This is a genomic window from Psychrobacter sp. PSP (assembly GCF_024085615.1).
GTDB lineage: Bacteria > Pseudomonadota > Gammaproteobacteria > Pseudomonadales > Moraxellaceae > Psychrobacter > Psychrobacter pacificensis.
The window spans coordinates 81,382-98,362 of record NZ_JABLTF010000020.1; the positions used below are offsets into that span (position 1 = coordinate 81,382).

Below are 16,981 nucleotides of genomic sequence, written 5' to 3' on the forward strand. Positions count from 1 at the left end.
TTGTCCACTAAAGGCAGTCTGCTTTATTGCTGCTGCTTTTAGTGATTTGTCTCAACCCTATTCATTGCCTTCATTCATCTTATCTGCGTCAATGGTACGCTGTCAGATGATTATAAAGATAACGGAGAAGCAACTTGAAAGATTTACTCGATATCATGCAAAGCCCTACCGGCAACGGTAATACAGAGTTTGATAGCATTCAAATTACTCTAGCCTCACCTGACGTCATCAAGTCATGGTCGCACGGCGAAGTAAAAAAACCTGAAACCATCAACTATCGCACGTTCAAACCTGAGCGTGATGGTCTTTTTTGTGCCAAAATATTTGGCCCAGTAAAAGATTTTGAATGTCTATGTGGTAAATATAAGCGCCGTAAGTTCCAAGGCGTTATCTGCGAAAAATGTGGTGTTGAAGTCACCACTGCGAAAGTTCGTCGTGACCGCATGGGTCATATTGACCTAGCCAGTCCTGTGGCGCACATTTGGTTCCTAAAATCACTACCAAGCCGCATCGGTCTATTGCTAGACATGACATTGCGCGATATTGAGCGCGTCCTGTATTTTGAAAGCTACATCGTGACTGATCCTGGTCTGACTTCTTTAGAAAAGTATCAGTTGCTTGATGATGAAGATTATTACAAAGCACTTGAAGAGTTTGGCGACGAGTTCACTGCCAAGATGGGTGCGGAAGCTGTCCAAGACCTATTGAAAGATATCGATATGGATCTTGAGATTGATGAGCTGCGTGAAGCGATTCCACAAACAGGTTCTGAGACCAAGCTTAAGAAGATGTCTAAGCGTCTTAAATTATTAGAAGCATTCCGTGACTCTAATAACAAGCCTGAGTGGATGGTAATGAATATCTTGCCAGTACTACCACCAGATTTGCGCCCGTTAGTACCGCTAGAAGGTGGTCGTTTTGCGACGTCAGATCTAAACGATCTATATCGCCGTGTGATCAACCGTAACAACCGTCTTAAGCGTCTGCTTGAGCTGAGTGCACCTGATATCATCGTACGTAACGAAAAACGTATGTTGCAAGAGTCAGTGGATGCGTTGCTTGATAACGGTCGTCGCGGTCGTGCCATCACTGGTAGTAACAAGCGTCCATTGAAATCTTTGGCTGATATGATCAAAGGTAAGCAAGGTCGTTTCCGTCAGAACTTGCTTGGTAAGCGTGTCGATTACTCTGGTCGTTCGGTTATCGTTGTAGGCCCAACACTACGTTTACATCAGTGTGGTCTACCGAAGAAAATGGCTCTAGAATTATTCAAGCCATTTACTTATAACAAACTATTGTCTCATGGTTTAGCGACTACGATCAAAGCTGCCAAAAAGATGGTAGAGCGTGAAGAGCCACAGGTGTGGGATATGCTGGCCATGGTTATCCGTGAGCATCCAGTACTTCTCAACCGTGCGCCAACACTTCACCGTTTGGGTTTACAAGCATTTGAGCCAGTATTGATCGAAGGTAAAGCCATCCAGTTGCATCCGCTTGTTTGTACTGCATTCAACGCCGATTTCGATGGTGACCAAATGGCCGTTCACGTGCCATTGACCCTAGAAGCACAGCTTGAATCACGCGCCTTGATGATGTCTACTAACAACATCTTGTCACCTGCGAACGGTGATCCAATCATCGTACCATCACAGGATGTTGTACTTGGTCTATATTACATCAGTCGCTCGTCGATCAATGCCAAAGGCGAAGGCATGATATTTTCGACCGTCAACGAAGCTTTGCGTGCAATTGGTTCAAACGATTTACATGTAAACGCGAAGATCAAAGTGCGTGTCACTGAAACACAAATTGACGAAGACGGTAACGAGACCAAAGAAACCAGTATCAAAGATACAGTTGCTGGTCGTCTACTTATCTGGAACATCATGCCTAAAGGTATGACGTTTGATGAGTGTAACCAAGAGATGACGAAGAAAAATATTTCTCGTTTGATCAACTCTTGCTACCGTAAAGTGGGCGTCAAAGAAAGCGTTATGTTTGCTGACCAATTGATGTATCTTGGTTTTGCTCAAGCAACGCTATCTGGTGTGTCTATCGGTATTGATGATATGGTCATTCCACCACTGAAAAAGCAAATCATCGAAGTGGCAGAAGGCGAAGTTCGTGAAATCGAAGATCAATTTGAGCAAGGCTTTGTGACCGCAGGTGAGCGCTATAACAAAGTCGTTGATATCTGGTCACGTACCAATGACAAAGTCGCTAAGGCGATGATGGATAATTTGGCAACAGATAAAGTTATCAATGCGCAAGGCGAAGAAGACGAGCAGAAGTCATTCAACTCGATCTTTATCATGTCGGATTCTGGCGCTCGTGGTAGTGCGGCACAGATTCGTCAGTTGGCCGGTATGCGTGGTTTGATGGCGAAACCAGATGGCTCAATCATTGAGACACCAATTAAAGCGAACTTCCGTGAAGGTTTGACCGTACTACAGTACTTCATCTCAACGCATGGTGCACGTAAAGGTCTAGCGGATACAGCACTAAAAACAGCTAACTCAGGTTACCTAACTCGTCGCCTAGTTGATGTGGCGCAAGATTTGGTGATCACCAGTGATGACTGTGGTACTGAAGAAGGCCTACTCATGAAGCCACATATCCAAGGTGGTGAAATCATTGAGAAGCTAGGTGATCTCGTACTTGGTCGTGTGACTGCCCGTGACGTTACTTACAATGATGACAGTGAAAAAGTATTGATTCCAGCGGGTACCTTGATTGATGAGTATTGGGTTAATGTCCTTGATAACAACGCAATCGATGATATCTGGGTACGTTCGGTGATTACTTGTGATATCGAACATGGTGTGTGTTCACAGTGTTATGGTCGTGATCTGGCTCGTGGTCACAAAGTCAATATCGGTGAGTCAGTCGGTGTCATGGCAGCGCAGTCAATTGGTGAGCCTGGTACCCAGTTGACCATGCGTACCTTCCATGTGGGCGGGGCCGCGAGTTCAGCATCTGTGGACAACAGCATCTCTGTACGTAATGCTGGTCAAGCGCACTTTGAAAACATGAAAACGGTACAGCATACTGATGGTCACTTAGTCATCGTATCGCGTTCAGCTGAAATCGCATTGACCGATGAGCTTGGCCGTGAGCGTGAGCGCTATAAAGTACCGTACGGTTCAAGCGTTCTTGTGAAAGACGAAGAGCAGGTTGAAAGCGGTCAAACCATCGCTAAATGGGATCCGCATACCCATCCAATTATCACAGAATTTGCTGGTACAGCACGTTTCAGTGATATCGTTGATGGTTCAACGGCGACCGTTAAGGTTGATGATGCCACTGGTATGAGCTCGTTTGAGATTCTAGCGACTCGTGACCGTTCAAGTTCAGCAAAAGACTTACGTCCTGCCATTATCTTGAACACTGACGAAGGCAAAGAAGTGGTTTACTTCTTACCAGCTGAAACGATCATTCGCGTGAGCGATGGTGAAAAAGTAGCAGCAGGTTCGATTCTAGGCCGTGTCCCACAAGCCTCTTCTGGTACAAAAGATATTACCGGTGGTCTACCACGTGTTGCTGATCTATTTGAAGCACGTCGTCCAAAAGATCACGCCATCATGGCAGAAATGACGGGTGTCGTGAGCTTTGGTAAAGAGACCAAAGGTAAGAACCGCTTCATTATTACCAATGAAGATGGCGAAGTACATGAAGAGCTGATTCCAAAATGGCGTCAAATCAACGTCTTTGAAAACGAGACGGTAGCACGTGGTGAGATTATTGCAGATGGTCCACAAAACCCGCATGATATCTTGCGTTTGAAAGGCCAGACGGCACTTGCTGATTATATCGTCAACGAAGTACAGGACGTCTATCGCTTGCAGGGTGTAAAAATCAACGATAAGCACATCGAAGTTATTATTCGTCAGATGCTGCGTAAAGTTGAAGTCACTGACGGCGGCGATTCAAGCCACTTCAAAGGTGATCAGGTCGAGTATGCAGATATTAAAGCGTTGAATGCGAAACTAGAAGCGGAAGACAAATTCCCAGTACAGTTTGAACGTCAATTATTAGGTATCACTAAGGCAAGTCTTGCAACTGAAAGCTTTATCTCAGCGGCGTCTTTCCAAGAAACAACCCGTGTACTAACGGCGGCGGCTGTGACTGGTAAAGTGGATGAGCTACGTGGTCTGAAAGAAAACGTGGTCGTTGGTCGCTTGATTCCTGCAGGTACGGGTCTTGCTTATCACAAGGCACGCAAAGAGACAGCGGATCAGAAGCTACAAGACAGTGATCTAAATGCAGCGTTTGATATGACTGCAAGCACTGACAGCAAAGACTTTGCAAGCTTTGATGAGGCCTTTGCTCAAGAGCTAAATCAAAATAATTAATCGTATTGAGTATTTTGTTACATTCCCAATTTAAGAAAAAGCCAGCCTAAGTCGCTGGCTTTTTTGTGTGTATAAAAACTGAGAAAGGCATGGTGCTATTATCTAAAAAAATAGTACACTGGAAAATAAGCCTCAATTTACTATCTATAGAAGGATAAGTCGCACATGGCAGGTAAAACTCGCGTTGCCAAATATCAAGCAGATCGTACCAATCAAAAACTGTATTTCTGCCGTCTCTCTTGTCAAGCAGCAGGCAGCACCAATGATAAGCAGCTATATCAAGCTCATTGTGAAACGGCTATTTTTCATTTGTATGGTGCGCTGCTGGCATTCACTCAAGAACTGGGTCATTTTTATAGCTTAAATATGACCGCACCAACTTTGTCAGATATTGAGCAAGCACTAAGCGAGCGCACGCAGGTATCTCCTGAGATTCAGCGTTTGCAGCAATTGCAGCAGCAAGGCTTTATTGCAAATATAGAGCGCGCTTATGAGCGTTGTCTCTATGCGGTACCACCAGATACGGTTGTGGATGAAAAACCAAGTAGCGATTTAGCCGCGCCCGACCTTATTGTGAATGTCGTTACTTTGTCAAATCAATGGTTACCTGATGAGGCAACGATAAGAGAATGGCGTAATCAGCTTTTAGAGCTGATCGAGCAACTACGTGCAGGGATGGTTGATTTTTAGCAGGATGAGTCTATTCGAAATATAATATCTACAAAAAAAGGCTTATTCAGTGATGACTGAACAAGCCTTTTTTTTATATCGGTAGCTAGAGATACCAGTAGATTATTCTGGCATCGGGGGCATACGCTGGACCGGCGTAACCGATAAAGGGTTTTGCGGCACGCTATCGTTACTACGGCTATTGTTTGCTTGAGCTGCTGAGTTGTTAGTATCTGCAGTGGGCTCGGCGACTGTCGGTTTGCGCTGCTGAATTTGAGTCTTGACCGGTTTTGCTGGTGCGCTATTATCAGAGATGTCGTCATCATCAGTTATAATACCATCATCGGTCATTTCTATAATTTGCTGTTGCTGCTTTTTAGATTTTGAGCGGTTATTGATAGACACCCATTGGTTTGGCGTGTCTTTGAGCTGAGCTTTCATAAAGTCCATCCAGATGGGCAGGGCAGCCACACCACCATACTCTCGGCGACCCATAGATGTTGGCTGATCAAACCCCATCCATACAACCGTTGCATTGGTAGGATGAAACCCTGCAAACCAAGCGTCTTTGGCTTCGTTGGTTGTACCGGTTTTGCCGCCAATATCATCACGGCCTAAGGCTTTTGCTCGTACTGCAGTACCACGTTGCACCACATCACGTAAAATATCTGCCATTTCAAATGCTACTCTAGGCTTTAATATCCTTGGTGCTTGTTTGGCTGCTATGTATTGTACGACAGGTGCTTTTAGGCGATCTGATTGTGGACCAGCGTCATAGACAGTAAGATCGATTGCTTCATCCGTTTCTTCTACATTTTCACTATTTTCTAGCTCTGTGCTCTCGGTAGCCAATTCTTCAGTAGTACTGTTTTTATCTTCTAATGATTTGTTATATTCTTCTATCAGGTTTTTATTAACCGCTTCAAGTTGCTCATTAAAGCATAAGGCGCAAGCCTGAAGTGGATTGGCCTGAAATAATAACTCGTTTTTATAATTATAAATTTGCTCAATAAAGTAAGGTTGTACGCGGTGACCACCATTAGCAAAGGTTGAATACGCCGTTGCCATTTGCAATGGGGTTGCTTGTCCTGCCCCTAGAGCCAACGATAAAGTTGTTGGTAGTTTTTCTTTGTCTAGGCCGAACTCATCTAAGAGGTTGCGCGCATCAGAGATACCAATGGCTTGTAGGAGACGGATAGAAACCAAGTTGCGCGATAAATACAAACCGCGACGTAAGGTAATGTCACCTAAGAAGCGTTCATCAGAGTTTTTAGGTTTCCAGTCGCCTACTTGAATAGGGCGATCTGAAACAATACTGTCTGGGCGATAGCCTTTTTCCAAAGCGGCGGTATAGACCAATGGTTTGATGGTTGAACCAGGTTGGCGCCATCCTTGTAAGGCTCGGTTGAACTTACTGTGTTTGAAATCAAAACCGCCTACTAATGCATTAACCGCGCCGGTTTCTGGATTTAATGAAACCAGACTACCTTGTATTTTGGGTATCTGCCCTAGTTGCCAATTACCATTTGCGGTAGGTATCACGCGGACAATATCGTTTTTGCTCACTATTTGGCCAGCATTATTAGGATAGTAACCGATACGATTGGCAGAGATGTATTTGCGTGCCCAGCTCATGCCAGACCAATTGACCGTTACACTTTCACCAGACTGTAATATCGCTTCAAAACTACGAGAGTTGACCTTGGTAACTTTGGCAGGAGACATATTGCTATAGCGCTGAAAGTTTTCGAGAGGCTCGTCATTTGCCTCTGCACCGCGCCAGCCATGACGATGCTCGTAAGCAATCAGCCCAGTTAATATGGCAGCCTCTGCCGCCGTTTGTGCCTTGCTATCGACCGTGAGACGAACGCGCCAACCACTGTGCATGACTTGCTCACCATAGCGTTCAACTAAGGTTGCACGTGTCATTTCTGCCAAATAGGGCATATTAACGTCGAGTTTTTCTTGATATAGCTTAATGCCAACGGGGGAGTTAACGGCCTCATCATGCTGAGCTTTGGTGATATAACCAAGCTCATGCATACGGCCAATAATCCAGTTACGCCGAGTCAACGCGCGGCTAGGATTGGCAACAGGATTATATTTAGAAGGGGCTTTTGGTAAACCGGCAAGCATTGCCATTTCAGCAATAGTAAGATTATCTAGTGATTTACTGTAGTATTTTTTGGCAGCGGCGCGGATACCATAAGCGCCTTCGCCCAAATAAATCTTATTGACATATAAAGTCAAAATATCGTTTTTACTCAGCTCGTCTTCGATTTTACGTGCTAAAAATAATTCCGTCAGTTTGCGGTTTAGAGTACGCTCAGGACTTAAAAAATAATTTTTGGCGACCTGCATTGTAATAGTTGAGCCACCAGTCTGACTGTCATCATCAGTCACCACTTCAGTGACCGCACGCCCAAGACCTTTGATACTGATGCCACTATGCTGAAAGAAAGAAGCATCTTCTGCCGCTAAAAAAGCGTGAGTCAAATCTTCAGGAATTTCATCAAATGTGACTGGTAACGATAAACGATTGCCGTATTGGCCGATTAATTTGTCATCGCTACTATAAATCTGCAATGGCATTTCTAAATTGGCAGTTTTTATCTCTTGAATACTTGGCAAAGTTGGCGATAAATACATCGCCATCCCATAAAAACCAATAGGTACAGCAAGCGCTAAGATAACTGCCAATGCTAGGCAAGCGACGAAAAGTCCCACCAAGAAATGAATGAGACGAGCGGTAGCATTTTTTTTGGCCATAATAAGACTTATTCATTAGAATTTGTAGCGGATAAGGTATTATACCTTGAACAAAATCAACAGGTCATAATAAATGTGTAAGTAGGCCTTAATATATTTTTAAACGCTTGAATCTACCAATTAAGTAAAGTATTGTATTCAATTATTACAAATAACTATCAGATTGTACACTTAATATAAGGTATAGAGTTTGTGAGGCTATTTACTTCAAAAAGTCGACATTTGATTGGTGTGGATATTTGTGCCACTTCAGTAAAAATAGTGGACATACAGCGTCAACAAGGCATGTTCCACCTAAAATCTTACGGTATTGAGAGACTACCAGAAGGTGTAGTCGTCGACAAACTCCTAGTTGATACAGAGGCGGTTGGCAACATTATAGCGAGTCTAGCAAGACGTTGCCAAGTTGCGGGCAGTAATGCTGCAACCGCCGTATCAGGATCTGCCGTCATCACCAAAATTATTGATATGGATATGATGCTAAGCGATGTTGAGCGTGAAGCACAAATACGTTTGGATGCTGATCAATATGTGCCTTATCCATTAGAAGATGTCAATTTAGATTTTGAGGTGCTAGGTCCATCTTTAGTGAGTGAGGATATGGTACAAGTACTGCTTGCGGCCTCTCGCTCAGAAAACGTTGATCAGCGTGTTGATGCGTTGGCCTTTGGTGGTATGCAAACCAAGGTTATGGATATCGAGTCACATGCAATAGAGCGCGCTTTTGGACTGATGGCAGACAATCTGCCAAATATGCCAGAACTGGTCGCTTTGGTTGATATCGGCCATAATCAAACCACTTTATATATCGCAAAGAATGGTGAGTTTATTTATAGTCGCGAGCAATTGTTTGGCGGTGTTCAGTTAACAGAAGCGATTCAAAACCGGTATGGGTTGTCAGCTGAAGAGGCAACGCTGAGCAAACGTGAGCGCACATTGCCTGATGACTACTATCCTGAAGTTTTGACCCCTTTTATAGAAAATACCATTCAGCAAATCACTCGTTCCTTACAATTTTACTTCTCCTCAAGTCAGTATAGTAGTATTGACCACGTGGTACTTGCGGGTGGTAGTAGCTCCATTGCAGGTCTTGCTGGGATGGCACAACAAAAACTCGGTGTAAGCGTTAGTGTTGCCAATCCGTTTACCAATATGACCATTGCGCCTAATATCGATAATGAGCAATTGACCATTGACGCGCCAGGATTAATGGCTGCATGCGGTCTTGCGTTAAGGAGCTTTGACTAATGGCTCGTATTAACCTTTTACCTTGGCGACAAGAGGAGCGCGAGCGTCGTAACAAAGAGTTTATGACTCTGATCGTTGCGGTGACTTTGCTCACCTTATTGGCGGCCTTTGCTTCATGGAGCTATTTTAACAATGAGCTTGATGAACAGCTTGATGCTAATGCTTTGATTGAACAAGAAAATGCACGCTTAGACACCGCATTGACTGAGATTGACAGTTTAGAGCAGCGCCGTGAAGATATTATCTCACGTATGCAGGTCATTCAAGACTTGCAAGGTCGGCGTCCTGTACCAGTACGTTTGTGGGATGATCTGGCAAGAGCGATTCCACCAGCGCTTTATCTAACCAATCTCAAACGCGAAGGCGATGTATTAACATTGACTGGTCTGGCTGATAACCCAAACATTGTATCTAGCCTGATACGTAATTTGGACAGCAGTAAATGGATGGGTAACTCAGCAGTTAGCAATATTCAACAGAACATTAGCGCTTATGAAGCGGCCCCTGTACTAAATAATACCGTCACTACGGCTGGTGAGACACCGCGTCCAGTCTATCCTGAAGACAGTTATGTACAGTTCGTAGTGACGACTAAAGTACAATCAGAAACGCCTGTCCCTGCGGAAGATGGTGTGGGAGGGGAGTTATGAAACTTGTCCGTAAAAAAAGCCTGATCAAGACCAAAAAAATTGCTTCAAAACCAAAGAAGCAGTTTGATCTTAATGAATTTCGTCGCAGTTTTGAGTCACTAGACTCTGAAAACTATGGCAGCTGGCCGTTACCAGTGAAGGTGACGGTGATCGGTCTTATTATTACCTTTATAGCGGCCCTATCATGGGCGCTACCGATTAGTAGTAAAATCGATGAGATCAATGCTGCTGAAAGTCAGCAACAGACCTTGCTTGAAAGCTATCGTGAAAAAGAATCGCGCGCGCGTCACCTACAAGCCTATCAAGCACAGGTCGTTCAGATGGAAACGGAGTTTAATACCTTATTAGACCAGTTGCCAAAAGACACGCGTGTGTCAGAGCTGGTAGAAGGTATCAATATGACAGGTGTCGGTAGTAATATTCGTTTTCAAGACATCTCTGTCGAACCTGAGATTGAAAATGAATTTTTCATTGAGCAACCGATTCGCATTGCTGCTTTAGGTGAATATCATCAGTTTGGTAGTTTTATTAGTGGCCTTGCAGCACTGCCTCGTATCATCACCATGCACGATTTTGAGGTGAGTAACCCACAACCGAGCTTAGATGTTTTACCTGAGCTTAATCTAGTCTTGCAAACCAAAACCTATCGTTCAAAAGAAGCGACTCCTGAAGATGAAACGGCTCCTGCAGGTGATGCCGCCGCTACTGATGCAAATGCAGGAGGTAACTAATGAGTATGCAAAAACTACCCATGCTGTTGACTTTAAGTATCTCAGTGCTAGCGATGACTGGCTGTACGGATCGTATCGGTATGGCAGAGCAAGCGATGACTGACATCCGTAACCAGCCAGCGCAGCCTATCGAACCACCACCCAAAGCTGAACTAGTAGAAGACTTCGTCTATAGTGCAAGCTCACAGCGCAGCCCGTTTTTACCACCGAGCTTGGTGAATGTAGAGGGTCCTACCACTTCTATTGATGGCGTGCGCCCAGATATTACACGTGTAAAAGAACCACTTGAACAATACGAGTTATCGCAACTGGTTTTTCGAGGCGTAGTAGTGTCGCCTGAAGGTCAGCGATACGCATTGGTACAACGTCCTGATGGTTCAGTTGCTAGTGTGAAGGTAGGTGATTATCTTGGATTGAATGACGGCCGTATTGTTGAAATCACGCCGACCCAGATCAATTTGATTGAAATTGTGCCAGACAGCCGCGCTGGGTTTATTGAAAAACCCCAGTCGCTGGTATCCCCTATAAGCTAAGTCGGCAGATTTTTTGAGGAATAAATAATGACAGTACGCAATAACAAGGTAATGATGATGAGCAACCGCGTTTCTTCTGCTTTTGCCATTTCAGCACTGGCAGTCAGCATGGTGGCAGTCAGTAGTAGCGCCCACGCTGCACAGCGCATCAATAATGTGTCTGTAGTGCAAACTGCACCAGCAGTGACACAAATGCGTTTGGGGTTCACAGGTTTACCAGTATTGCCTGCAGCCTACGAGCTTGATGATCCTAGCCGCTTGGTATTAGACTTTGAACAAGTACAAAACGGTCTTGCCAGTCGTTTCAACGAATACAATATCGGTATGGTCAATGATGTCACCACGTTGAGTAGCGACAGTACGACGCGTCTTATCGTTGGCCTCAAGCAATCAGGCAATTATACAACAGCGATTGAGGGTAACGAGCTACTACTGACCATTACAGATCCTGATCGTCCAGTGATTACTAGTGACCCTGTACAAGATGTCCTTAATAACTCTAGCGGCATCACCACCACTGCAGTCGTCACGCCAATCGTTGAGACCAGCACGGTTCCCGTTGCAGCTGTCAGTACAAATAATACCGTCGTGGTAGAAAACGAAGTACCAGCCGATACGATGGTAGTCAGAGTTAATCCACTGTTGAACCCGCAACTTGCTTCGGCACAAGTGAGTAAGCAATACAGCTATGATGGTCTCAGCGCGGTCAATTTTTCGGCAGGTAATGATGGTGGCGGTAACGTCAGCATGGTACTTGCCAACGAAGCCATTCCGGTAGATGTACAACGCCAAGGTAATAAGCTTGTCGTACGTTTAACAGGCAGTACGGTCCCAAGAAACTTGCTACGTCGATTAAATATTAATAGTGGTTTGGTGAGTAGCATCGATACTAAAAACCAAGGACAAAATGGTGTCATCACTATTAATATGTTTGATGATTACGAGTATCAAGCTTACCAATCGGGCAATCAGTTAAATATTAGTATTAGCAAGCCTGAGCTGCTACGTGAGCCGACACTTGAGGAGAGAGTATACAGCGGCGAGCCACTGTCTATGGAATTCCAAGACGTTGAAATTCGCAGTGTGTTAGATATTTTAGCGCAGTTTACCGAGATGAATATCGTTGCGAGTGATTCAGTCGCTGGTAACATCACCTTGCGTTTGATCAACGTGCCTTGGGATCAAGCACTCGATATTATCCTAAAAAGTAAAAATCTAGGCAAGCGCGAAAATGGTAATGTGATTTTGGTTGCGCCTTCTACTGAACTCGCTGAACAAGAAGCACGTGAGCTTGAAGCGCAGCAAGCTGTTCAATCTTATGCGCCATTACGTACTGAATATATTCGTTTGAGCTATGCAAAAGCACAAGATGTCCTGACTTTGATTTCTCAAGGAAGTGGCTCATCTGGTAGTAGCGGTATAGGGGGCACGAGCGGACTTACAAATCGTGGAAATGACAATAATACGTTGTTGTCGGATCGTGGTACGGTAACAGTTGATGAGCGTACCAATACCTTGATTGTCAAAGATGTGGCAAATAGCATTGAAAATATTCGTACCTTAATTAGCAAGATTGACATCCCTGTGCGTCAGGTTATGATTGAAGCGCGTATCGTTAGTGCCACTGACAGCTTTAGTAAAGAGATTGGGGTTCGCTGGGGAATCTTATCAAATGGTGCAGCCAATAATCGTAGCTTGTTGGTTGGTGGTAGTGATCAAACTTTGTGGGACTTAAAAGATTTTGACGTAGAAACCACGACTGTCAATGGACAAACGGTTTCTTATCCTTCATATGACATCAGCCGTCCTGATAACTTAAACGTTGATTTAGGGGTGGATAATCCAGCCGGTAGTATCGCTTTTGGCCTATTAAGTTTATCTGATGTGATGCTTGATCTTGAACTATCAGCATTACAAGCGGACAATCGCGGTGAAGTCATCTCAACCCCGAAAGTTTTGACGGCCGACAAGCAAACCGCAAAAGTTTCTTCTGGTACCCAGATTCCTTATCAGGAAGCCTCAGCGAGCGGCGCAACTACAACCAGTTTTAGAGAAGCGGCACTGAGTTTAGAGGCGACACCAAATATCACCCCTGATGGTAAGATTGGATTGCAATTGCTGATTACCAACGGCACACCAATTAGGTCTCTTGATGGTCAAGTTGCTATTGCTGAAGACTCTATTTCCACCAATGTGACTATAGAAGACGGTCAAACCGTCGTATTGGGTGGTGTCTTTAGAAACCGTAACAGCAACGAGGTGGAAAAAGTGCCGTTTTTAGGCGATTTACCATACATTGGCCGTGCATTCCGCAGAGATGTGCGCAATAACAATAAGGAAGAGCTGTTGATATTTGTCACACCAAAATTGATCAATGATGGCACAAGTCGCTTGAATTAATCATAAATTTGTTGATTATTCACTAAAAAAGTAAGCCTTAGTGCTTACTTTTTTTTGTGCGTAAACTTAGCCTCTTTAATATTGCGAGCTATATGCATGGATTAATGGACGATAAGCTCTAAATATTACTAACAATAATCACAGCGCATTACTAGCCAGAATATCAATGACGTTGTATGATAGCTAATTTAGCTGAGTGAGTATTATGGTGCAGGAATTGCCGTCGGTGTTTTTAGTGGGTCCGATGGGAGCGGGGAAGACGACGATCGGTAAGTTACTGGCCAAGCAGTTAGGTCGCACTTTTGTAGATAGTGATTGGTATATCGAATCGCAAACCGGTGCTGACATTGCTTGGATATTCGCCAAAGAAGGTGAAGCGGGTTTTCGTGAGCGTGAAACACGTGCCATTGATGAGCTGACTCAAGCCCCCCAAATTGTATTGGCAACTGGCGGTGGCGCAGTATTGGCTGCTGAAAACCGAGAGTTCTTAAGACAGCGTGGCATCGTGGTTTATCTCAATGCCCCAGTCGATGTGCAAATGGCCCGCACTTCTAAAGACAAGTCACGGCCTCTTTTACAACAGCCTAATCCTAGAAAAATACTGCAAGATCTATATAGTATTCGCGATCCATTATATCGTCAGGTCGCGCATATTATTATGCCCACTGGTCACACTTATCCGCGTCATATGGTCAGCCAATTAATGCAGCAGCTGAACGCATTTTTTGATTGTACTGACACAACATCAAAAGACAATAAAGAGTAGACCGATATTATCTATTGATATGATAGGTAGGTATACTCAGCTACTTTTACCCAATTATAAATGCTTAAGGAGTGTCTCATGGCAACGTCACTGTTTCATGATAGCTTAACAGTTCGTACGCAAAGTCATGATTATCCAATCATTATTACTGAAGATGCGACGTCAAAAGACAGCAGTATGGCAAAGCAAGTCGCACCTTATATTAAGGGCTGCCAAGTATTGATTGTGACTAACGATACCGTGGCACCTCTATATTTGCAAGCTTTAGAAGACGAGCTAGCAGAGCAGTTTAAGGTAAAAGTTTGCGTGTTACCAGATGGTGAGCAATATAAGAACCAGACAAGCATTGACCAAATATATGATGCACTAATGGCAGAGCATTTCAATCGTGATGTCACGCTTATCGCACTTGGTGGCGGCGTGGTAGGTGATATGACAGGTTTTGCTGCGGCAAGTTTTATGCGCGGGGTCAACTTTATCCAAATTCCAACGACCTTATTATCGCAAGTCGATTCTAGCGTTGGCGGCAAAACGGGCATCAATCATGCGCAAGGCAAAAATATGATTGGCGCATTCTGGCAGCCACAAATGGTGCTCGCTGATATGAGTACGCTCAAAACGTTGCCTGCACGTGAGCTGTCAGCAGGAGTCGCTGAAATTATCAAGTATGCGCTTATCATGGATGAAGCATTCCTGACATGGCTTGAAGAGAATTTAACTGCAATGATGGCGTTGGATCTGGCAGTACTTGGCGAAGCCGTGAAGCGCTGCTGTCAATACAAAGCAGATGTGGTCGCTCAAGATGAAAGAGAGTCAGGTGTGCGTGCCCTGCTGAACTTTGGGCATACGTTTGGTCATGTGATCGAGACCCATCAAGGTTACGGCAATTGGTTGCATGGTGAGGCGGTAGCGGCGGGCATGATGCAAGCAGCTGAACTGTCCCAAAAAATTGGTTGGTTGACCCTTGATGAGGTTGAGCGCATTGAGCGTGTTTTGATGCTAGGTAACCTGCCAACCAAACCGCCTGCCATTGATGTACAAACTGCTCTGGACTTGATGGGACACGATAAAAAAGTGAAACAAGGACAAATCCGGCTGATTTTGTTAAAATCAATAGGGAGTGCAGTAGTGACCAATGACTTCGATAACGATCTGTTGCTCGAAGTATTGTCACAACACAGCGCATAATGTATCAAAATTTTAGTGAGTATTCGTACTAAAACTTGATATGTACAGCAGATTCATAGGCTGCACTAACTGCACTTCTATTTGAATGAGCATTGATGTAATGCTCTTAAATATGTTTTTACCAAGGATATTCCTATGGCAGCATCAAAATCGAAGACGCGTACCGCTGGCCAATCATACAGTCGTCAAGCCCTGATCTGGCTGGTCGCGACGTTACTATTAGGTGTTGTGACAGCGTTAGTCTGGATGCTAAGCCAAACGCCAGCGATGGGTGCCAAAATTGAAAACGAACCAGTATCAGCACCGCAAATGTTGGCTGATGAGTTTGAGCAACCATTAAAAATCGAGTCGCTTCACGAGCTGGATACCGATGTACAGCCGATTAGTTTTGATACGACTGTCCGTGACTTGCGTAATTATCCTGACGAGTTTAAAGACAAGCGCTATCTACTTGCCAACAAGGGTAAGTGGACCGTGCAGGTGATGAATGTCGCTGAAAATGACGTGATTGTCAGTTATTTAGAAGGCCGTGAAGATCGTGATAAGTTCGCTTATTTCCGCTATCTTGATAGTGAAAATCAAGTCCGTTATATACTGACTTACGGAATCATGAGTAGTCCACAGGAGGCCGTTGGGGCAGCAAAGCTCACAGATTTTAAACTGCCTGCCAATGTACGTGTACTACCGGAGGAGATCAATCGATACGTAAGTATTATCGATAACTACGAGCGTCCTGATCCAGTAAAAGACTTAAGTACGAAGCGCACGCGCGCTGTCAATCTAAAACCGACTAAGCGTGAAATACCAGTACGTCAGCAAGCGCAAGCAGTCAACAATACGGCTAATGAGCAAGAAGCCGCTAACACTAATACGAGTCGCGATAGTCAACGTTCCTCTAACGATAGCGCCCCAGTAGAAAGCATCCGTCAATCTGCAGATACCTCTGAAACATTATCTGTCACAGAAGAGCGCACAGTTGGTAATGAGCCACAATCAACTGATGAGGCATCAAGTCAAACGCAAAGTAATACCAACAACTCCAAGCAGGAAAATAAAAAGCCGTCAACAGCAGGTGCAGATAATAGCACCGCTAAAAAACCACCCGCTATACCTGCGCCAAAACCGCCCAATACGGGCAACAATGGGGCAAATAGTAATGCAAATGCACCTAAAAATAATAATGCGCCTAAAAATAATAGTGACAGTATCAAGTCGTTAATAGAGGACAAAAGCAACTGATACGCATTTTCTGTTATTGAAAACCCCACTAGCTAATTGGTTAGTGGGTTTTTTTTATACTTCGTTTTTTTAATATATTAGTGGCTACTGTCGCTATTTTGGGGCAAAGTATTCAAGGTAGACAGATATCATCCATTGCCTCAGGTAACCCTAACATAGGCGCTTTATATTATATTTCTAATAGGTTTTTAATCGTCCTATAACCAATAGTAATGAGACCTTATACAAATTATGGCTGATGAATCGATAGAAAAGACTAGATTTTTTGTGAATCATTAACTAATATAACTGTGGGCGACGTTCTGTATAGTTATCGTAAAAAACTATTATTAAACAAGCATTTAGTGATAGATCTATCATTTATAGAGTTTATTACTGAAATTTGTTGTCTCAAGCGCGGCTACTTACAACCGACATCAAGATCATTGTAAGTGAC

At 44.1% G+C, this 16,981-nt stretch carries 11 protein-coding genes; 10 read left to right on the forward strand and 1 reads right to left on the reverse strand.

The window, feature by feature from the left end; genetic code table 11:
- Nucleotides 1–134: 134 nt before the first annotated feature.
- Nucleotides 135–4,352 carry a DNA-directed RNA polymerase subunit beta' gene (gene rpoC, locus HL061_RS10250; RefSeq protein ID WP_071002925.1) on the forward strand — a complete coding sequence of 1,406 codons (4,218 nt, stop codon included), beginning with the start codon at nucleotides 135–137 and terminating at the stop codon, nucleotides 4,350–4,352.
- A 165-nt stretch (nucleotides 4,353–4,517) separates the two neighbouring features.
- The gene (locus tag HL061_RS10255; RefSeq protein WP_071002926.1) at nucleotides 4,518–5,042 is read left to right on the forward strand and encodes a DUF6586 family protein; all 525 of its coding nucleotides are present in this window, start codon (nucleotides 4,518–4,520) and stop codon (nucleotides 5,040–5,042) included.
- A 102-nt stretch (nucleotides 5,043–5,144) separates the two neighbouring features.
- Here HL061_RS10255 and HL061_RS10260 read toward each other — a convergent pair whose 3' ends face one another.
- Complete coding sequence (locus HL061_RS10260) at nucleotides 5,145–7,790, reverse strand: PBP1A family penicillin-binding protein (RefSeq protein ID WP_252962796.1); 2,646 nt, start codon at nucleotides 7,788–7,790, stop codon at nucleotides 5,145–5,147.
- Nucleotides 7,791–7,982: 192 nt separating this feature from the next.
- Here HL061_RS10260 and pilM point away from each other — a divergent pair, with 192 nt between their 5' ends.
- From pilM to HL061_RS10300, 8 genes are all read left to right on the forward strand, one after another.
- Nucleotides 7,983–9,038: a type IV pilus assembly protein PilM gene (pilM, locus tag HL061_RS10265; RefSeq protein ID WP_071002928.1), complete on the forward strand. Its 1,056-nt coding sequence runs from the start codon at nucleotides 7,983–7,985 to the stop codon at nucleotides 9,036–9,038.
- On the forward strand, nucleotides 9,038–9,688 hold the full coding sequence (locus HL061_RS10270; protein ID WP_071002929.1) for a PilN domain-containing protein: 651 nt from the start codon (nucleotides 9,038–9,040) through the stop codon (nucleotides 9,686–9,688). The genes pilM and HL061_RS10270 overlap by 1 nt, the downstream gene beginning before the upstream one ends.
- On the forward strand, nucleotides 9,685–10,419 hold the full coding sequence (gene pilO / locus HL061_RS10275) for a type 4a pilus biogenesis protein PilO (RefSeq protein WP_071002930.1): 735 nt from the start codon (nucleotides 9,685–9,687) through the stop codon (nucleotides 10,417–10,419). The genes HL061_RS10270 and pilO overlap by 4 nt, the downstream gene beginning before the upstream one ends.
- Nucleotides 10,419–10,952 carry a pilus assembly protein PilP gene (locus HL061_RS10280; protein WP_058025948.1) on the forward strand — a complete coding sequence of 178 codons (534 nt, stop codon included), beginning with the start codon at nucleotides 10,419–10,421 and terminating at the stop codon, nucleotides 10,950–10,952. Before pilO ends, HL061_RS10280 begins: the two co-directional genes overlap by 1 nt.
- A gap of 27 nt (nucleotides 10,953–10,979) precedes the next feature.
- Nucleotides 10,980–13,352: a type IV pilus secretin PilQ gene (gene pilQ / locus HL061_RS10285; RefSeq protein ID WP_252962797.1), complete on the forward strand. Its 2,373-nt coding sequence runs from the start codon at nucleotides 10,980–10,982 to the stop codon at nucleotides 13,350–13,352.
- A 205-nt stretch (nucleotides 13,353–13,557) separates the two neighbouring features.
- Nucleotides 13,558–14,118 carry a shikimate kinase AroK gene (aroK, locus tag HL061_RS10290; RefSeq protein ID WP_058025946.1) on the forward strand — a complete coding sequence of 187 codons (561 nt, stop codon included), beginning with the start codon at nucleotides 13,558–13,560 and terminating at the stop codon, nucleotides 14,116–14,118.
- Nucleotides 14,119–14,196: 78 nt separating this feature from the next.
- Entirely contained in the window at nucleotides 14,197–15,306 is a 1,110-nt protein-coding gene (gene aroB, locus HL061_RS10295) for a 3-dehydroquinate synthase (RefSeq protein ID WP_252962798.1), read from the forward strand.
- 135 nt (nucleotides 15,307–15,441) lie between these two features.
- On the forward strand, nucleotides 15,442–16,545 hold the full coding sequence (locus HL061_RS10300; RefSeq protein ID WP_240365476.1) for a hypothetical protein: 1,104 nt from the start codon (nucleotides 15,442–15,444) through the stop codon (nucleotides 16,543–16,545).
- Nucleotides 16,546–16,981 lie beyond the last annotated feature (436 nt).